The sequence below is a fragment of the Bradyrhizobium sp. WYCCWR15520 genome (assembly GCF_056174665.1).
Genome location: NZ_JBWBWM010000005.1, coordinates 273,724 through 291,937 on the forward strand (window position 1 = coordinate 273,724; position 18,214 = coordinate 291,937).

At 61.7% G+C, this 18,214-nt stretch carries 21 protein-coding genes; 12 read left to right on the forward strand and 9 right to left on the reverse strand.

Translation table 11 applies throughout. The annotated features are described in order from the left end of the window. Positions 1-73: 73 nt before the first annotated feature. Together AC0QUY_RS08070 and AC0QUY_RS08075 are read left to right on the forward strand one after the other, a co-directional pair. Positions 74-1,099: a Fe(3+) ABC transporter substrate-binding protein gene (locus tag AC0QUY_RS08070; protein WP_475386436.1), complete on the forward strand. Its 1,026-nt coding sequence runs from the start codon at positions 74-76 to the stop codon at positions 1,097-1,099. Between the two features lie 199 nt (positions 1,100-1,298). Next, positions 1,299-2,945, forward strand: coding sequence for an ABC transporter permease (locus tag AC0QUY_RS08075; RefSeq protein ID WP_475386437.1), 1,647 nt, complete (start codon positions 1,299-1,301; stop codon positions 2,943-2,945). Positions 2,946-3,062: 117 nt separating this feature from the next. Here the strand turns inward: AC0QUY_RS08075 and AC0QUY_RS08080 are convergent, their stop codons facing one another. The 3 genes from AC0QUY_RS08080 to AC0QUY_RS08090 are packed head-to-tail and all read right to left on the reverse strand — an operon-like array spanning position 3,063 to position 5,101. After that, complete coding sequence (locus tag AC0QUY_RS08080) at positions 3,063-3,716, reverse strand: GNAT family N-acetyltransferase (RefSeq protein WP_161851843.1); 654 nt, start codon at positions 3,714-3,716, stop codon at positions 3,063-3,065. A 4-nt stretch (positions 3,717-3,720) separates the two neighbouring features. Beyond that, positions 3,721-4,371 carry a 3-oxoacid CoA-transferase subunit B gene (locus AC0QUY_RS08085; RefSeq protein WP_057838558.1) on the reverse strand — a complete coding sequence of 217 codons (651 nt, stop codon included), beginning with the start codon at positions 4,369-4,371 and terminating at the stop codon, positions 3,721-3,723. A 22-nt stretch (positions 4,372-4,393) separates the two neighbouring features. After that, positions 4,394-5,101: a CoA transferase subunit A gene (locus AC0QUY_RS08090; RefSeq protein ID WP_161851842.1), complete on the reverse strand. Its 708-nt coding sequence runs from the start codon at positions 5,099-5,101 to the stop codon at positions 4,394-4,396. Between the two features lie 263 nt (positions 5,102-5,364). On the opposite strand from AC0QUY_RS08090, the gene AC0QUY_RS08095 reads away from it, so the two are divergent. Then, positions 5,365-7,287 (forward strand): AsmA family protein, encoded by a 1,923-nt coding sequence (locus AC0QUY_RS08095; protein ID WP_475386465.1) that lies wholly within the window; start codon positions 5,365-5,367, stop codon positions 7,285-7,287. Positions 7,288-7,306: 19 nt separating this feature from the next. Here the strand turns inward: AC0QUY_RS08095 and AC0QUY_RS08100 are convergent, their stop codons facing one another. From AC0QUY_RS08100 to AC0QUY_RS08115, 4 genes are all read right to left on the reverse strand, one after another. Beyond that, the gene (locus AC0QUY_RS08100; protein WP_475386438.1) at positions 7,307-7,627 is read right to left on the reverse strand and encodes a helix-turn-helix domain-containing protein; all 321 of its coding nucleotides are present in this window, start codon (positions 7,625-7,627) and stop codon (positions 7,307-7,309) included. Further along, positions 7,624-7,917 carry a type II toxin-antitoxin system RelE/ParE family toxin gene (locus AC0QUY_RS08105; protein WP_475386439.1) on the reverse strand — a complete coding sequence of 98 codons (294 nt, stop codon included), beginning with the start codon at positions 7,915-7,917 and terminating at the stop codon, positions 7,624-7,626. Before AC0QUY_RS08105 ends, AC0QUY_RS08100 begins: the two co-directional genes overlap by 4 nt. Before the next feature lie 311 nt (positions 7,918-8,228). Continuing rightward, the gene (locus AC0QUY_RS08110; RefSeq protein WP_475386440.1) at positions 8,229-8,444 is read right to left on the reverse strand and encodes a hypothetical protein; all 216 of its coding nucleotides are present in this window, start codon (positions 8,442-8,444) and stop codon (positions 8,229-8,231) included. A gap of 147 nt (positions 8,445-8,591) precedes the next feature. Beyond that, entirely contained in the window at positions 8,592-8,876 is a 285-nt protein-coding gene (locus AC0QUY_RS08115; protein ID WP_475386441.1) for a hypothetical protein, read from the reverse strand. Between the two features lie 96 nt (positions 8,877-8,972). Between AC0QUY_RS08115 and AC0QUY_RS08120 the strand changes: the two genes are divergently transcribed. From AC0QUY_RS08120 to AC0QUY_RS08140, 5 genes are all read left to right on the forward strand, one after another. After that, complete coding sequence (locus tag AC0QUY_RS08120) at positions 8,973-9,152, forward strand: DUF3072 domain-containing protein (RefSeq protein ID WP_475386442.1); 180 nt, start codon at positions 8,973-8,975, stop codon at positions 9,150-9,152. A 129-nt stretch (positions 9,153-9,281) separates the two neighbouring features. Beyond that, a complete protein-coding gene (locus tag AC0QUY_RS08125; RefSeq protein ID WP_161851839.1) occupies positions 9,282-9,443 on the forward strand; it encodes a DUF2934 domain-containing protein in 162 nt (53 codons plus the stop codon). Positions 9,444-9,473: 30 nt separating this feature from the next. Then, entirely contained in the window at positions 9,474-10,028 is a 555-nt protein-coding gene (locus tag AC0QUY_RS08130; RefSeq protein ID WP_475386443.1) for a hypothetical protein, read from the forward strand. 21 nt (positions 10,029-10,049) lie between these two features. Continuing rightward, positions 10,050-11,327 (forward strand): SDR family oxidoreductase, encoded by a 1,278-nt coding sequence (locus tag AC0QUY_RS08135; RefSeq protein WP_475386444.1) that lies wholly within the window; start codon positions 10,050-10,052, stop codon positions 11,325-11,327. Next, complete coding sequence (locus AC0QUY_RS08140; RefSeq protein WP_475386445.1) at positions 11,327-11,803, forward strand: DUF2269 family protein; 477 nt, start codon at positions 11,327-11,329, stop codon at positions 11,801-11,803. The genes AC0QUY_RS08135 and AC0QUY_RS08140 overlap by 1 nt, the downstream gene beginning before the upstream one ends. 12 nt (positions 11,804-11,815) lie before the next feature. Here the strand turns inward: AC0QUY_RS08140 and AC0QUY_RS08145 are convergent, their stop codons facing one another. Then, the gene (locus AC0QUY_RS08145) at positions 11,816-12,868 is read right to left on the reverse strand and encodes an acyltransferase family protein (protein ID WP_475386446.1); all 1,053 of its coding nucleotides are present in this window, start codon (positions 12,866-12,868) and stop codon (positions 11,816-11,818) included. A 529-nt stretch (positions 12,869-13,397) separates the two neighbouring features. On the opposite strand from AC0QUY_RS08145, the gene AC0QUY_RS08150 reads away from it, so the two are divergent. The 4 genes from AC0QUY_RS08150 (at position 13,398) to AC0QUY_RS08165 (ending at position 17,058) form a co-directional block, all read left to right on the forward strand. Next, the gene (locus AC0QUY_RS08150) at positions 13,398-14,777 is read left to right on the forward strand and encodes an ABC transporter substrate-binding protein (protein ID WP_161851834.1); all 1,380 of its coding nucleotides are present in this window, start codon (positions 13,398-13,400) and stop codon (positions 14,775-14,777) included. 226 nt (positions 14,778-15,003) lie between these two features. Next, the gene (locus tag AC0QUY_RS08155; RefSeq protein ID WP_161851833.1) at positions 15,004-15,876 is read left to right on the forward strand and encodes a carbohydrate ABC transporter permease; all 873 of its coding nucleotides are present in this window, start codon (positions 15,004-15,006) and stop codon (positions 15,874-15,876) included. Beyond that, entirely contained in the window at positions 15,873-16,724 is an 852-nt protein-coding gene (locus AC0QUY_RS08160; RefSeq protein ID WP_057838549.1) for a carbohydrate ABC transporter permease, read from the forward strand. Before AC0QUY_RS08155 ends, AC0QUY_RS08160 begins: the two co-directional genes overlap by 4 nt. A 100-nt stretch (positions 16,725-16,824) precedes the next feature. Beyond that, positions 16,825-17,058: a hypothetical protein gene (locus tag AC0QUY_RS08165; protein ID WP_475386447.1), complete on the forward strand. Its 234-nt coding sequence runs from the start codon at positions 16,825-16,827 to the stop codon at positions 17,056-17,058. Between the two features lie 141 nt (positions 17,059-17,199). Here AC0QUY_RS08165 and AC0QUY_RS08170 read toward each other — a convergent pair whose 3' ends face one another. Then, positions 17,200-17,586, reverse strand: a complete 387-nt coding sequence (locus tag AC0QUY_RS08170) for a hypothetical protein (protein ID WP_475386448.1) — start codon at positions 17,584-17,586, stop codon at positions 17,200-17,202. Positions 17,587-18,214: the final 628 nt, after the last annotated feature.

Consider the following 18,214-nt stretch of genomic DNA (forward strand, 5'->3'; position numbering starts at 1 on the left):
ACAGTCGCTGACGCCATGGTGGCGGCTGCGCTACTGAAACCGGCATCTCCACCAGCTTTGTCGGGCAGCTCTCATGATGAATTTTCGCGCTACCGCCGCAACCGCAGCGTTGCTCTGTTTTACCGCGTTCGGGGCCTCGACGGCATCCGCCGACGGCGAGGTGAACGTCTACACCTATCGCGAAACCAAGCTGATCCAGCCGTTGTTCGATGCCTTCACCAAGGACACCGGCGTCAAGGTCAACGTGGTCTCGGCAAGCTCGGGTCTCGAGCAGCGGATGAAGGCCGAGGGTGCCAATAGTCCGGCCGACGTGTTGCTCACGGTCGATCTCGGTCGCCTCGACGACGCCGTGCAAGCCGGCGTTACCCAGCCGATCAAGTCGGTGGTGCTCGACGAGATCGTGCCGGCGCAATATCGCGATCCGGACGGCCAGTGGGCCGGCATTTCCATGCGCGCGCGCGTGATCTACGCCTCGAAGGACCGCGTCAAGCAGGACAAGATCACCTATGAAGAACTCGCCGATCCCAAGTGGAAGGGCAAGATCTGCATCCGCTCCGGCCAGCACATCTACAATAACGGCCTGTTCGCGGCCTATGTGGCCAAGCACGGCGAGGCCAAGGCCGAGGAATGGCTGAAGGGCGTGAAGGCCAATCTGGCGCAAAAACCCTCCGGCGGCGACCGCGAAGCCGCGCGCGACGTCGCGGCCGGCAAGTGCGACATCGGCATCGGCAACACCTATTACTGGGCGCTGATGATGAACAACGATCCCGAGAAGAAGCCGTGGGCGGAAGCCACCAAGGTGATCTTGCCGACGTTCGAGGGTGGCGGCACCCACGTCAATCTCTCCGGCGTCCTTCTCGCCAAGCACGCGCCGAACAAGGCCAACGGCGTCAAGCTGATCGAGTGGCTCGCCGGCGAGAAGGCGCAGCAGATCTACGCCGATGCCAACTACGAATACCCGATCCGCGCCGGCGTCGCCGTCAACCCGACCATTGCTGGCTACGGCAAGCTCACCGCCGATCCGACGCCGATCGCCAAGATCGTCGCCAACCGCAAGGCGGCCTCAACGCTGGTCGACAAGGTCGGCTTCGACAACTAACCCGGCAGTGTGGGCGAAGCATTAGACCCGTGATCGCGCCCCCCATACAAACGCGTTCCCTCCCCCCTTGCGGGGGAGGGTTAGGGAAAGGGGTAAGCCACACAGGCAGCATCGCTCACGGCTCCCCGCCCTTCCCCGCAAGGGGGGAGGGAGCCGACCTCAACAAGCAGATAGATCCAACTCGCCAGCGTGAATCCACGTGAGCCGGCCGACGCACGCCGGGCGCATCGCAGCGTCCATTGCGGTCGCGACCGCTATCCTCGTCGCCGCTCCCGTCGTTTCCATCATTGTCCTCGCGCTGCAGCCGGCGCCGGATATCTGGCGGCACCTGATCGACTATGTGCTGCCGGCCACCATCCTCGACACCACGCTGTTGCTCGGCGGCGTCGCAGCGTTGTCGGTTGCGATCGGCACCGGCACGGCATGGACGGTATCCCTGCATGAATTCCGCGGCCGGCAGATGCTGCTATGGCTGCTGCCTCTGCCGCTGGCGATCCCGACCTACCTCGCGGCTTACGTCTATGTCGATCTGTTCGAGCCGCTTGGGCTGATCCACAAGACGCTTGCGCTCTGGCTGCCGCTGCCGGATGCCGTGCGCATGCTGCCCAATCTGCGCTCGCTGCCCGGCGCGGTCGTCGTGATCGCGCTGGTGCTCTACCCTTACGTCTATTTGTCGGCGCGCACGATGTTCCAGTTCCAGAGCGCGGAGTTCGCGGAAGCCGCAAAGACGCTGGGCGCCGGCCGCTGGACCACCTTCTGGCGCATCTCGCTGCCGATGGCGCGTCCTGCGCTAGCGGTCGGCACAGCGCTGGTGTCGCTGGAAACGCTGAACGACATCGGCGCCAGCGAATATCTCGGCGTCCGTACGCTCACCGTGTCGGTGTTCACGACCTGGCTCAACCGCGGCAGCCTGGCCGGCGCCGCGCAATTGTCCTGCTTCATGCTGGCGATCGTGGCCTGCCTCATCGCGATCGAGCGCTACGGGCGTCGCAACGTCACGACGGAATTTTCCGCCGAAAGCCCGCGGCTCACGCAACGGACGAAGCTTACCGGCATCAACGGCGCATGTGCATTCGCAGCCTGCCTGCTGCCGGTCTGCCTCGGATTTCTGGTGCCGCTGCTCTATCTCGCGCATCAGAGCTTCAAGCGCGGGCTGTTTGCGAATTTCGACACGGCGTTATGGCGCGACGCCTTCAACTCCGTCGCGTTTGCAAGCCTCGCCACGCTGACGGCGCTCCTGCTCGGCTTTGCGACGATTCTGGCGTGGCGCTGGCGGTCGACGACGCTGCGCTTTGTCGCGATGAACATCGCGCAATTGGGCTACACGCTGCCGGGGCTGGTGCTGGCGCTCGGCCTGCTCGCACCCGTGCTAGCCATCGACAACGCGATCAACGCGCTCGCCGGATGGCTCGGACGATCGCTGCCAGGGCTGATCATTGTCGGCTCAGGCGCTGCCGTCATCATCGCCTATGTGATCCGGTTTCTGGCGGTGCCGACCGGATTCATCAAGGCAGGGTTCGAGCGGATTCCGCGCGACTATGACGACAGCGCACGCGCGGTCGGCGCCGGCCAGACCACGACGATGCGGCTGATCCATCTGCCGCTGTTGCGCCCCGCCATGCTCGGCGCCGTCATCGTGGTGTTCGTGGATTGCCTGAAGGAATTGCCGGCAACGCTGCTGTTGCGGCCGCTCAACGTCGACACGCTGGCGACCTCGATCTACCAATACGCCAGCCGCGGCAGTTTTGAGGAAGGCGCGCTCGCCGCGCTCCTGATTGTCGCCGCCAGCATCGGCCCGGTGGCGTGGCTGACGCGGTTTTCGGATGTGCCGGCCGGGCCGGCGTGAAGGCGCCGCGCATGTGTAGCGCCGTAGGGTGGGCAAAGCGCAGCGTGCCCACCGTTCAGGATAATGATCGAGGATAAATGGTGGGCACGCTTCGCTTTGCCCACCCTACGAAATGTTCTAGATCGCCCGCACAAAGCGGCGGAAGCCTGGCGCGCCCGTGATCGCTTCGAACGCGGGATCGCGCTTTTCCTCCGCAAAGGCAAAGCCTGCCTTGGCGTAACATCGCTCCGCCGCCTCGTTGCCGATCAGAAACGAGATCGACGCCCGTTCGAACCCCGCGGTCCTGCCAGCAGCCAGTGCGTGTTCGATCAGCGCCTGCACCAGTCCGCGGCCGCGATACTCGGGCAGCGTCGCGACATGCTCGATCAGCCATTCGCCCTCGCCGCCCTGCACCCAGCAATTCGCTCCATAGGTGCCACGCCGGAAGATCGCCGTCAGATCGGTTGCGCTCAACCCGATCGCGGCCGCTACCTCCTTGATCGCCGCCCCCGCGGCGGCCTCGGTGCCTTCAGCAGGCAGCGCGCAGAGCGATGCCGCCGGCTCACCCTCGACCTCAGCGACGATGAATTGGGTGATGTGCCACCACGATTGCGTTTGTGCGAGCGCGATGCATTCGACGAACGCAAGGCATTGCGGCTCGTCCCAGCCAAGCGCGATATCGAACCAGCCGCGCGGGAACGGGCCGCGCTGCGAGGCCAAGATGTTGCGGGCAATGAAGCCTGCGTCTTCGGGACGCGCGGGACGGATCGCAGGCTGCGACCGCCCCGCCATCGCGTCAGGCGTTCTTCAGCGCGACGCGGAACTCGGCTTCGGTCTTGGCCTTTACCTCGTCGAGCGTGACGCCGTCGGCGAGTTCGATCAAGGCCATGCCGTCCTTGCCGTGCTTGTCGATGGTGAAGACCGCAAGATCGGTCACCACCATGTCGACCACGCGCTCGCCGGTCAGCGGCAGATTGCATGTCTTCAAAAGCTTCGGGCCGTCCTTGGCGGAATGCTCCATGACAACGACGACGCGCTTGACGCCGGCGACGAGGTCCATCGCGCCGCCCATGCCCTTCACCATCTTGCCGGGGATCATCCAGTTGGCGAGATCGCCGTTCTGCGCCACCTGCATCGCGCCGAGGATCGACAGATCGATATGCCCGCCGCGCACCATGCCGAAGGAATCGGCGGACGAGAAATAGCTGGTCGACGGCAGTTCGCTCACCGTCTGCTTGCCGGCGTTGATGAGGTCGGCGTCTTCCTCGCCCTCATACGGGAACGGGCCCATGCCGAGCATGCCGTTCTCGCTCTGCAGGTTCACGTCGATGCCGTCGGGGATGTAGTTCGAGACCAGCGTCGGAATGCCGATGCCGAGATTGACGTAATAGCCGTCGCGCAGTTCCTTCGCGGCACGCGCGGCCATTTGTTCACGGGTCCAGGCCATATCGTTTCTCCTGTGCGTGCGCTTAAGCGGCCGGCCGCGGGCGCGTGTTGCGGAATTCGATCCGCTTCTTGCCGGTGCCGACCTCGATGATGCGCTTGACGAAAATGCCGGGCGTATGGATGTGGTCGGGATTGAGTTCGCCGGCCGGAACAAGCTGCTCGACCTCGGCCACCGTGATCTTCGCAGCGGTCGCCATCATCGGATTAAAATTCCGCGCGGTCTTGCGGTAGATCAGGTTACCGGCGGTGTCGCCCTTCCAGGCGTGGACGATGGCGAGGTCGGCGAACAGGCCGCGCTCCATGATGTATTTCTCGCCGTCGAATTCCTTCACTTCCTTGCCTTCGGCGATCAGCGTGCCGACGCCGGTTTTGGTGTAGAAGGCCGGAATACCGGCGCCGCCCGCGCGGATGCGCTCGGCCAGCGTGCCCTGCGGGTTGAATTCGAGTTCCAACTCGCCGGCGAGGTATTGCTGCGCGAACAGCTTGTTCTCGCCAACATAGGACGAGATCATCTTCCTGATCTGCCGGGTTTCCAGCAACCGGCTCAGTCCGATGCCATCGACGCCGGCATTGTTGGAAACGACCGTCAGATTCTTGACGCCGGAATCGCGGATCGCGTCCGACAGGGTCTCGGCAATGCCGCACAGACCGAAACCGCCGGACATGATCATCATGCCGTCCTTGAGGACGCCATCGAGTGCCGATTTGGCGTCGGGATAAACCTTGTTCATGGAAATCTGACCTGATGGAGGGAACGGCCGAAAGCCGGCATTATCCGGATTATTAGGCGAATTCTTCGCGGTGCGTCAATGATGCGGGGATTATGCCGCCGAACCGCCCACCGACCGCCATCCCGGCCTTGAAAGCGTCAAGAAAACCCTTCAAGTTGTTGGGGTTGGCACGGGCTTACCTATGCGCCGCCTGCCCAAATCAAGATAGACCCTGTAGCAGCAACCCGCGTTCGGTTTAGCCAGATCCGGATATGTCATTGACGATGGCCCAAGGAATGAAGCGCCTCGGGATGCCGGTCGCGGCGCTGTTCGCCGCGGCTGTAATCGGCCTGATCAGCATGTCCTGGTTCCTCAACCGGGACGCACTGCGACAGGCGGTCGAGGCGCAGATCCGCGCGGTCACCGGGCTCGATCTGATCGTGTCAGGCACGATCGACGTGTCGGTGTTTCCGGGAAGCTACGTCTCCTTTCACAATGTCGGGCTGAAGGGTGGCGGCACCACCGACCCCGCGCTGCAGGTCGACGTGCTGACGGCGAACCTGCGCCTGTTGCCGCTATTGCTGCGCCGGTTCGAGATTGCCGACGTCATGATGTTGCGGCCGCACATCCGTGTCGTCAGGGAAGCCGGCGGCGAGAGCAACTGGACGCCGTTCGTCGAACGGATCGCGCGCACGATGAAGCCCGGCGCGGAGAACCAGGTTTCGTTCTCCGAAATCAGGATTCAGGACGGCGTGCTGAAATACGAGGACGCTGCCAACAACGCCAAGGAACAGCTCAGCGACATCGATCTGTCGCTGGCCTGGCCGTCGATCTCGCGCTCGTTCGCGGCGATCGGGCAATTCGACTTTCGCGGCGAACGCGTCGACGGCTCGATCTCGGCCAGCGACTTCGTCGCGATGCTGTCGGGCGACCGCTCCGGCCTGAAGGCACGGCTGGTCAGCGCGCCTCTCAAGCTCGCCTTCGACGGCTTTGTCGCCAACCGCACCAGCCTGATGATGGAGGGCATCGTCAGCGTGGACAGCCTGTCGCTGCGCAACGCGCTGCGCTGGATGGGACAGCCGGTGCCCGGCAGCGGCGGGTTCGGCCGTTTCACGCTGAAGGCCCGCGCTAATGTCGTCGGCGCCTCTGTCGCTTTGACCAACGTGAATGTCGAACTCGACGGCAACGCCGCCGAGGGCGTGATGACGGTCGCCAATAATGGCCGCCAGACGCTGCAAGCGACGCTGGCGGCCGGCAACCTGGATTTCACGCCCTACATCTCGACCTTCCGCCTGCTCGCGAGCGGCGCGCGCGACTGGAACCGGCAATTGTTCGACCTGACGTCGCTTTCCGCTACCGATCTCGACATGCGCCTGTCGGCGGCGAGAGTGACGGTCGGCGGGACCAAGCTCGGTCGCACCGCCTTGGGCGCCAACCTGCGCAACGGCGCGCTGGCGCTCTCGGTCGGCGAGGCGCAGATGTATGGCGGCATTGCCAAGGGCTCATTCGGCATCGCGCGGTCGGACGCGGTGGCCGACGTCAAGGCGCAGCTGCAGTTCACCGACGTCGATCTGCAGGCCTGCGCCAACGAATTGTTCGGCATCACCAAGCTGTCCGGCCGCGGCAATCTCGGCCTCTCGCTGACGGCATCCGGCTCGAGCCCGTTCGGTCTCGCCTCTTCGCTCGACGGCACGGCCACGCTCAATGGTCATGACGGCGCGATCGCGGGGTTCAACGTCGAGCAGCTCCTGAAGCGGCTGGAGCGGCGGCCATTGTCCGGCGGCGGCAATTTGCGTAGCGGTTCGACCCCTTACGACAATCTCTCGGTTTCGGTGCGGTTCAACGACGGCATCGCCACCGTCGAGGATCTCCGCGTCGACGGACCGACGACGCGCCTGACCTTGACCGGCACCGCCTCGGTGCCATCACGCGAATACGACCTCAAAGGCGTCGCCAGCCTGACCCCGGCGGCGGCTGGCGGCGACAAGGGTTTTGAACTACCCTTCGTCGTGCAGGGCCCGTGGGACGATCCGCTGGTGTTTCCCGATCCCGAAAGCCTGATCCGCCGCTCGCCGGGCGCTGCGCCCTTGCTCGATGCGGTGAAGGACCGCAAGACGCGCGATGCGGTGCGCTCGGTGATCGAAAGGTTTACCGGCGGACCGCGGCAAGCGGCGCCGGAGGCTGCGGATAGCGCGAAGCAGAATTAGTATCCGCGTAAAAGCCGTCTCAGGCGGCGGCCGCACGCGAAGCGGCTCGACGCGGCTTGTGGCGCACAACGACGTCTACCTTGTAATCCAACCGACCCAAGCAGCGCACCAAACGATCGATTGAGAATTTGTCTACGCGGCCAGTGACAAGAGCAGAAACGTCCGGCTGCTTAAGTCCAAGCATAACGGCAGCCTTGGCTTGAGTAAGTTTTCGACGTTTGATAATCGCCCGAATTTCACGGACAAGTTTCGCCTTCAGAAGCTCTTCCTCAGGATTGGCAAAGCCAAGGTCGGCAAAAACGTTGCCGGTGCCTACGGTCACCTTTCTTTCCTTGCTCATTTCTTTGCTCCTTTCCCATAGTGCTCCTGGTAATGGGCCTCGGCCACCTTGAGCCGCGCCTTGATTACCTCGATGTCGCGCTTCGGCGTCTCACTCCCCTTCTTCGACTTCTTTTGGAAGGCGTGAAGGACATAGATCACTCCGGCAAAGCGAACGGTGTAGACGGCTCGGTAAGTATCACCATCTTCATCGTCGACTATTTCCAACACACTTCGACCGCCAAAACCCTTCAGGGCCTTGGCGCGAGGATGCTCTTCACCGTTCTGCGCATCGTTGATCGCAAAACCCATGACGCGGCGTACCTCGTCTGGGAAAGCCCGCAGATCGTCTCGGGACGATCCGATCCATAGGGTGGGCTTTTGTATCGTCATTGGCGTTTGTTTATAGCAGTACCGCTATAACTCGTCAAAGGAATTTGCGCATCAGATCACGGGCCACTTTCCGGAGTCCTGAATGACGGAGTGATATCTCTGGAGCATCATAGGCACGACCCGCTCGCTTCGAAGTCCGAGAGAGCCGCCGAATTGCTTCGGCCTCGCCTGTAGGCAGGGAGTGTAATCGCTTATTCTTACGGTCCCGCGCATCGCTGCGCTCGTGCGGGCTATTTGTTGCGATCACCAACCCCATATGGCTTGTTGAGGAAGTAATCCCGATTGCCGAGCGCCGCCTCGGCATATTGATCGATCGCGACGACGATCGCCTGGACGTGGGCGTGGCACCACCCTTCCCGCGTCGCCCTGATCCGGACCTCCGCCAAGACTTTCAGCCACGGCGGATTATCCGCGTTGTGGTCGTACCATCTGAGCGGTGCTGACATCGCCGGCCTCTGTTGATGAAGTCTTCCAGCTCCGCCCGCTTGCGCGAGAGCAGGAGCTGCGCCCGCGCGTTGTCGAGGCCGGATTGATTTAGCTGACGCGCGAGCTGGTCCAGCTCTGCAATTCGCCGGCGCAGCGCTTGAATCGGGTCATCGCCCACGGCCGTCGAGCGCCCTGGCCAACTGTTTTCTGCTGACGGCGCGGACATCCAGCTTCAGCCGCTCGTCGACATTGAGCAGGCGCTCCTCGCCGCCGAGCCTGTTCCGCTCAGCGACGAGACCGACCATGGCCGCTCGCATCGCCATCAGACGTATGGCGGCTTCCGAGCAATCCTCATTCCGGTTGACCTGTTTGCGGATATTATCCCCGGCGCTCAGCATCTCCGCCCGTAAAACCTTGATTTTCCTTCGAATTTCATTGATTTTGTTGTCCATGGGCCACCTCGCTGCGGTTGAACCCTATAAGAACAAATAAAGAACAAATTTCAAGTTAAGAGTCCGGCCCGGATCAAAGAATCTTGGAGTTCTCCGATGTCCCGCCTTGCGGACCAGGTCGACGCGCCGATGACGCCGCGCCAATTGGCGACGCTCCGGACGCTTAGCGCCGAGGCCTATCAGCCAAAACTGTTCGAGAAGAATCTGACTGCCCAAGAAGCCGAGCGGCGGATTGCCGCGCTGAAGGCAGAGATCGAACTGGCGAACTCGTTCTGAGCGGTCGGCGGCGCGCCACTTCTTTCATTCCAGAACCCAAAGCCGATCCCAGACCGGTTTCGCCTTAGGAACCTTGCTCTTCGCTGCGTGCTTATCCCGGATGAAGGGAAGCCATTATGGGAGACCTGGATGAGCGAGCCGACCGAACAGGAAATCAAGAACCGCGCCTATGAGATCTGGGAACGCAATGGCAGGCCCAAAGGCAAAGAGGAAGAATTCTGGCGCCTGGCCGAGCAAGAGCTGCGCAACGAGGACAAGTCGTCGCCCGTCCGCACGCCCGATACGCTGTAGACGGACGAGAACAGCTTAGCCGAACTGCCGATGTCTTCTTCTGCCGCGGCCGAAACGATATTGCTGTATTTCGTGCTGCCGGTCTGGTTGTTGGCCGGTTTTGCCGACTACCTCTGTCATCGCGCTTCGCGGATTGAATTGACCAGCGGCTACAAGGAATCGCTTCTTCACCTGTTGATGTTGGCAGAGATAGCGGTCCCTCTCCTTGCGGTGATGTTCTTTGAGGTCAACGCCCTCATCATCGCAACCATGATTGCGTGTTTCGTTCTGCACCAGTTGACGGCCTTATGGGACACGACATTCGCCAGTCACAGGCGGCCCATCACGCCGGTCGAACAGCACGTCCATAGTTTTCTCGAACTGATGCCTCTCACGGCCATGCTCATCGTCATCGCGCTGAACTGGCCGCAATTTCTCAGCCTGTGGGGGCTTGGTCCCGAAGCTGCGCGCTTCGATCTCGTCCTCAAGCAGGATCCGCTGCCGTGGCAATTCGTCGCCGGTTTCCTGGCCGCGTCCACGTTGTTTGAGGCGCTTCCCTTTCTGGAAGAATTCATTCGGGGCTTACGTTCACGCAAGCGGGCATGACTTACCGATGCGGAGTCGGTCATGAAAATTGCTGTCATAGGAGGGACCGGGCTGATCGGATCGGCCATCGCGGCTCACCTGTCCTCGCGCGGTCATTCCGTCGTTTCGATGAGCAGGAGCGGCGACCAGTCCGGCCCTGCAGTTCAGAGGGTTGACATCTCCGCGGCGACATCGGCCGCCTATTGGGTGCCGTATCTCGACGGCATCGAAGCGATCGTGAATTGCGCAGGCGTACTCCAGGACAGCCCCGGCGACTCCACCTCGATGGTGCATCACCACGGCATCGCGAACCTGTTTGCCGCTTGCGAGCAGCTCCAGATCCGTCGCGTCATCCATTTTTCCGCCATCGGCGTCGACCGCGAAACTCCCAGCGATTTTTCCCGATCGAAACTGGCCGGCGACAAGGCGTTGATGGAGCGCGATCTCGATTGGGTCATCTTGCGGCCTTCCGTGGTGATCGGTCGCCCGGCCTATGGCGCCAGTGCGCTGATGCGGGGCCTGGCTGCGCTGCCCGCAATTCCCGTGATGCCCAACACGGGACAGCTCCAGATCGTCCTGCTTGAGGACGTCGTACGGACCGTGGAGCATTTTCTCGACTCCGACACGCCGGCACGGCAGGTTGTCGAGCTGGTCGGCCCGCAGCGCTATTCATTCGGCGAGGTCGTTGCGCTCATCCGCCGCTGGTGTCGCTGGCCGCCGGCACGTGAGATTCACCTGCCGCAGTTTGCTTCAAACATGATGTATAAATTCGGCGACATGATTTCGTATCTCGGCTGGCGGCCTCCCGTACGCAGCACGGCCGAGCGGGAAATGGTGCGGGGCGCCACAGGCAATCTCGAAGGCATGCAGCGGCTTGGGCTCCAATCCAAAAGCCTTTCAGAGTTCTTCGCCGCTGAGCCAGCTTCCGTGCAGGAACGCTGGTTTGCCGGCATGTACCTGGTCAAGCCTGCGATCTTCATCGTCTTATCCCTGTTCTGGATCTCGACCGCGTTCGTCTCGCTGGGGCCCGGCTGGGGATATGGCATGGGCCTGATGGGCGAAGGCGGCGTGGAAGGGACGGCTGCTGCGCTCACGATCATCGCCGGCGCACTGGCCGATCTGGTCATTGGCATTGCGATCGCCTACAGGCCGACCAGCCGCTACGGCCTTTATGCAGCCATCGCCATTTCCTTCACCTATGCGATCATCGGCACCATCCTGGTGCCGCGGCTCTGGGCCGATCCGCTCGGGCCGATGTTGAAGATCTGGCCGGTCATCGTGCTGCATTTCGCAGCGCTAGCTGTGCTTGAGGACCGCTAATGCTGTATTTCGTCCTCAAATATCTCCACGTCGTTGGCGCCGCGGTGCTGCTCGGCACCGGCGCGGGCATTGCCTTTTTCATGCTGGCTGCCCACCTCGGCGGCAAGCCGGCCGTCATCGCCGGCGTCGCGCGCATCGTCGTGATTGCCGACTTCATCTTCACGGCGACAGCCGTCGTCGTGCAGCCCATCACTGGCACGCTGCTGGTACTGCACGTCGGCTATTCGTTCTGGGACGGCTGGGTGATCTGGTCGATCGTGCTGTACATTATCACCGGCGCGCTGTGGCTACCGGTGGTCTGGATGCAAATGCGCCTGCGCGATTTCGCCGCCATCGCGGCGGCAGAGGGCAAGCCGCTCCCGAAAGAATACCACCGGATCTTCTGGCTGTGGTTTGCCTTCGGCATCCCGGCGTTCGCCGCCGTCGCCGTGATCTTGTGGCTGATGATCGCCAAACCGCAGATCGGGTTTTTCTGAGATTCGTCCACGCTACTCGCCTGGCGGCAAGCGGGCTGCCACTGATTGTTCGCGAGGGGATATCAAGCTGCCGGCCGATTGCCACCGTGCCGCAGCGGCGGCAAGCGTATTGCCGACCCCGATCATGGGGCGTTCGATTATCCGCCAGGTCAGGATGGAGATGATCGCGCAGGCAGCCAATGTCGCAAAGCGCCACGGCTCGCACATCCAGCTGGGAGGCGCCACCGCGGCGCAAAGATACACCGAGCCGATGAAGACGATGTAGTGCAACAGATAGATCGAATAGGAGGCGTCGCCCATCGCAACCATCCAGCGTAACGGCCAACGATTCCATGGCAGTTGAAGATGGACCATCCCAAGCAGGATGATCCCCATCGACAGGGGAATGTAGAGCACGTTCTGGCTGGCATGCGTGAAGACCAGCAGCGCCACCCCCGAGACGAGGGGAATGATTGCGCCGAGAAATCTGGCGCGCGCGCCAAGAAGAAACACCAGGATGCCGGCCAGAAAGTCGGCCTGCGTCGTCGATATCAGATGGTAGCTCCACGGATTTTTGAAGTACCAGCCGGCCGTCGCAAGCGACGCCATGACGAGTGCAAGACCGCGTATGCCGGCTACGGGCACAACAAGCGCGGCAATCGCGTAAAACACCATCTCGCGCTCAAGCGTCCAGCTCAGATCATAAGCCGGTGCGCCCTGCTGCGGCAGCAGCGTCATCGAATAGAGAAAATGGCCGATCGGCTCCTCACGATATTTGCCGATGGCGATCAGACCCGCGATGCACGCCATCGCGACCCAGTATATCGGGTACAGCCGGAACACACGCTTGATGGCGAATGGCAACGGCGCAAATGAGGGCTTCGCTGCGACCAGGCAAATCACATAGCCGCTGATTGCGAAGAACAGATCCACGCCCAAGTAGCCCCACTGCTTCAACGGCGGGATCGGTATCTGGGCGGCGTCGGGAAACGCCCGCAGCGCTATGTAGGAATGAAAATAGGCAACGCTCAATGCCGCAATGGCCCGCGCAACCTGTAGCCCCGGCAGCCTTTGCTGATCAGCCATTGAGAACTGCATTACCATCCCGGACAAAGATTGAATATCCCACAGACCTCAACCTTAATGCGATTCGAGCGCAGATCCTGAATATTGCTCTTTCTCCACCAGCAACGTGGCGGGCCGATAACAAGCAAATGACTAGTCATGGATACGCTGCCCGGCGTTCGGTGGCCGACAGCAGAACGCTCACCAACCGGTAGCGAGGGTCCGGCGTTCCACCACATCCTCAGTTTCGGGAGAAAACGTTGTGAACGACTCCGGCGCCCTGCGTCGCGGGCTCGCGCCTTCGCGCGATGCATTCAGCCCATTCTTCCTCGGCTCGCGGTATCACGGACGCAGGATGGCTGGCCGCAAAATGATTGAACCATGAAACCAAAATGGTTGAACCAACGCCCGGCCATTCAAGAGCGCTTTGCCGCATTTGCGCCGCGAATATCCCCCTACAGAAGTTTGCACCGCCCCATCTGGATCGCGCCGCTTGGTTGCGCTATCATTATCCAACCGGTTAACAAGCCGGGTTTTCAGGGAGAACAATGTGATATCCAGGAGATCAGTTTCACTCGCGGTCGCTGCGGTCGGGCTGCTTTACGCCACTGCACCTGCGCTCGCCCAGCAGAAGACCATCACGGTCTGGTTCGGCAAGGGCTTTTACAAATCCGAGGACGACGCGCTCCTCGAGGCGATCAAGAAATTCGAGGCCAAGACCGGCATCAAGGTCGAATTGTCGCAATACGCCATTCAGGACATGATCCCGAAGACGGTGGCGGCGCTGGATTCCGGCACCGTGCCCGACGTCGCCTATTCCGACAGCTATGACGTGCAGGCGCAGGGCAAATGGGCGTTCGAGGGCAAGCTCGAGGACCTCGGCGACATCCTGACGCCGATGAAATCAGCCTTCGCGCCGAACACGCTGGAAACCGCGCTGCTCTATAACGACGTAGCCAAGAAGAAGGCCTATTACGGCTTTCCGCTGAAGCAGCAGAGCATGCACGTCCAGATCTGGCAGGACATGCTGGAACAGGCCGGCTTCAAGCAGAGCGACATCCCGACCAAGTGGGAAGATTACTGGTCATTCTGGTGCGACAAGGTGCAGCCGGCGATCCGAAAGGCCACCGGTCAGCGCGTCTACGCCGTCGGCCAGCCGATGGGCGTGGAATCCACCGATAGCTTCCAGTCGTTCTACACCTTCATGGACGCCTACAACGTCAAGCTCGTCGACGACGACGGCAAGCTTCTGGTCGACGATCCCAAGGTGCGGGAAAACCTGATCAAGGCGATGAAGGATTATACCGATACCTACATCAAGGGCTGCACGCCGCCCTCCTCCACCACCTGGAAAGACCCGGACAACAACGTCGCCTTCCACAACAAGACGATCGTGATGACGCACAACTTCACGATTTCGATCGCGGCGAAATGGCTCGACGACGCCAACAACCCGGCACTGACGCCGGAACAGCGGGCGCTCGGCAAGAAGAACTATGACGAGACCATTATCACCGCCTCGTTCCCCAACAAGCCGGATGGTACTCCGATCAAGTACCGCTCGGACGTCAAGACGGGGCTGATGTTCACGGTCGCCAAGAACAAGGCGGAGGGCAAGGAGTTCATCAAGTTCCTGCTGCAGGAAGAGAACGTGCGGCCCTACATTGAAGGCGCGCTCGGCCGTTGGTTCCCGGTGACGACAGCAAGCCAGCAGAGCCCGTTCTGGCAGGCTGACCGGCATCGCAAGGCGGTGTACAACCAGTTCACCGGCGGCACCACGCCGTTCGACTTCACCAAGAACTGGAAGTTCACGATCCTGAACAACGAGAACGTCTGGGCCAAGGCGATGAACCGCGTGGTCAGCGAGAAGGTACCGGTCGACAAGGCCGTCGACGAACTGATCGCCCGCCTCAAGCAGGTCGCGGGTTGATGTATCCCTCCCTCTCCCAGCTCTTCGCGGGGTCGAGACGAGCGAAAGCTCGCTCTTAGAGGGTCGGGGTGTGGGGCTCCCTCCGCGAGCACAGCTCGCGGAAAGTCCTGTACCCCCTCACCCGAAGCATTCGGCTTCGACCTCTCCCCCGCAAGCGGGGTGAGGTGACCACAACAATTTCCGGCCGCGCCTTCCGCGGCCGGCATCTCGTTTCAAGAGTAAACGTATGGCAATCACGCTTTCGGGCGATCAGGCAATTCCAAGCCCGCCTTTATCAGCCCGGCTGACCACGCCGCAGGTCTGGGGCATCGTGCTGCTCGCGCCCTATCTGCTGGTGTTCCTGGCCTTCGTGGTCTACCCCGTCGGCTACGGGCTGTGGCTGGCGCGGCATCCGGCGAGCTATGTCGCGCTCTATCACGATCCGATTTTTGCGCGCGCCGCCGTTAACACGCTGATCTTCCTCTTGGTCGGCATCAATCTGAAAATGGCGATCGCGCTGTTTTTGTCCGGCTTCTTTGCGCAGCAGCGCACCTGGATCAAATGGCTGTCGGTGCTGTTCATCCTGCCCTGGGCGGTGCCGTCGATCCCGACCATCCTCTCCGTGCGCTTCATGCTCAACCCGGAATGGGGCGTGATCAACCAGATCATCTTCAAGCTCACCGCCGAGGACGGCCCGAACTGGCTGAATGACCCGACGGTGGCGCTCGGCATGGCGATCGGCGTCCACATCTGGAAATCGCTGCCGTTCTGGACGCTGATCCTGATGACCGGACGGCTCGCGATCTCGCATGACCTCTATGAGGCCGCCGAAGTCGACGGCGCGAGCTGGTCGCAGAAATTCCGTTATATCACCTGGCCGTCGATGCAGACGCTCTACGTCACCTGCACGCTGCTTTCGATGATCTGGACGCTCGGCGATTTCAACAGCGTCTATTTGCTCACCGGCGGCGGCCCCGCCGACCTCACCCACGTGCTGGCGACGTTGGGTATCCGCTATCTCAGGCTCGATCAGCTCAGCCTCGCGATGGCCTCGATCGTCTGCGCGCTGCCGTTCGTGCTGCCGCTGGTCTATTTCATGATGAAACGGTTGTCGCGATGAAGCTGCCAACACTCCGCGAAATCGGCACCGAGGCAAAGCTGCTCTTGATCGGCATTCCCGTGCTGATCTGGACCCTGGTGCCGATCTACCACATGTTCCTGTTCGCGATCTCGCCGAAGGAGGACGCGTTTTCGGGCAAGCTCTGGCCGGCGCATCCGACGCTGAACAATTTCAAGATCGTGTTCTACCAGGAGCACTATTTCCTGCGTGATTTCTGGATCCAGTTCTTCAATTCGGTGGTGATCGCGTTGTCCGCCGGCGCGCTGACATTGATGATCGCGACCGCAGCGGCGTTCTCGATCTCGCGGCTGCGCGTGCCCGGCGGTCGCTGGGTGATGAATCTGGCGCTGTTCACCTATTTCATCCCGGCGGCGTTCCTCGCCGTGCCGATGTACCGCACCATGGGCAATTACGGCCTGCTCAACAATCACTGGTCGCTGATTCTCGCGATGGTGACGATCGCCTCTCCTTACGCGATCTGGGTGTTGAAACAGGCGTCCGACAAGCTGCCGGTCGAGCTGGACGAAGCCGCCACCATGGACGGCGCCACCACGCTGCAGCTGTTCCGCCTGGTCTATGTGCCCCTGATGATGCCGTCGCTGGTGGCGATCGGCACCTACGCCATCCTGCTGGCCTGGAACGAGTATCTCTACGCATTCCTGCTGCTCTCGAAGGACACCGAGATCACGCTCCCCGTCGCGCTGGGAAACTTCCTGGCCGCCGACGACTCGCCGTGGGAATTGCTGATGACTACCGGCTTCATCTACGCGCTGCCGCCGGCCGCAATCTATTACGCATTCAAGCGGTATATGGTCGGCGGGCTGACTGCGGGCGCGGTGAAGTCATAAACCGCGTCCCAGACGTCATTGCGAGGAACTGGCGACAAAGTTTGCAAAGCAATTTTGGGTAGTGTCTCAGTTTGAAAGCTTCGCAAGGGAGCGGCGTCTCTTGATTTCATTCCTCGTACTGGCCGGCACGATTGCGTGGTTGGCCAGCGTGATATGGCAACTGTGGCTTGCTGAGACTGAGGGGAAAGTCTGGAGTCAAACCGGCTTTGTGACGCGCGAAAGCAACGAAACCATTTTCGATGCCAGCGTGTGTTTTTACTGGGTCGCGCTCGCCTTTGGGACCGTAATATTATTTGTCATGACAATCGCGACGATCAAAGGGATTTCAAACTGAGACACTACCCAATTTTGCACTGAAGCGACGAAGCAATCATGTCTCTGCAAGTGGCGCAGTGGATTGCTTCGCTGCTGCGCTCGCAATTGACGAGAGAGGGTTCGTCTAGTCTGCTTTGCTGATACCGCGCCTACGCCGCCATCAGGTCAAGCAGCGACCTGGCTGAAGCAGCTTGGCGACTTCGGTCAGCACGCTGACCGGCGGCTCGCAGGCGATCGCCGTCTTCGACTTGCCGGGCTTGGCCGGTGGCGGCAGACGGTTTCGTGCTTCGTCCTTGACGACGGGAACTCGTACCACAACGGACGTGTCCTCAAGGCCCACGGTGCGGATCGTAATCGTCTCGGTCTCGCCCGGCGCGACCTTCAAGCCCGCGCGGTCGGCTTTGCCAGCGCGGTTGATGCCCGCCGCTGGCGCGGGCGAGGCAAGTTCCCGGCCGCCGGTGAGATCGTGACCGGAAGCGAATTGAACGGCGCCCAACGTGGCGGTGACGGCGAGTGCGGCAAAAATTGCTTGGAAAATCTGTAACATGACGGTGCATCCCTCGCCCCATGGCGATCACCGAAACAACCCGACGAGAGCCGCCGAAGGTCCGGCGCTCCTCGATCACTTAACCGTGTACAAAAAATATTTGCGGCACCATGGAACGACTTCGGGGGCCTCGGAGTCATCCCGGCAGCCGGTTATTCCCCCTGCCCCATTGACCGGCGACGTAGGGCGCGACCGTGGTGATGCCGGTCGCGCCCTGCTTTTTTTCCCGGGCATTTCAGAAGATGCTCCCGCTCCGCCCCACCATCCGCCCCACCATTGGTTCATGGGCTGTGCCTGCGCCGCGTCGTCATGAACTACCGCCGATGCGACGGCGTCGTGCCCCTCAGACGGGCACAGCCTAGTGGGCAGCGTCCAACCTGGCCGACGCTGAATGGCACAAAAAGAAAATGAGGCCGCACAGGTGCCGTCGGCGTGGCGCCTTGTCCACGCTGCCGAGTTTTCGCAGGAACGCGTACGGATGATGCGTACGCATCCGGCGAAGCTTACGATTACCCACATTTTTGAGTCAGAGTTTTGCTCCCGTTGCGATATCGATGAATCGCGATAATCCGCGCCACATGATCAGATTCCCTGGTGGCGGATCGTTGGCGCGGGCGAGATAGCCGCC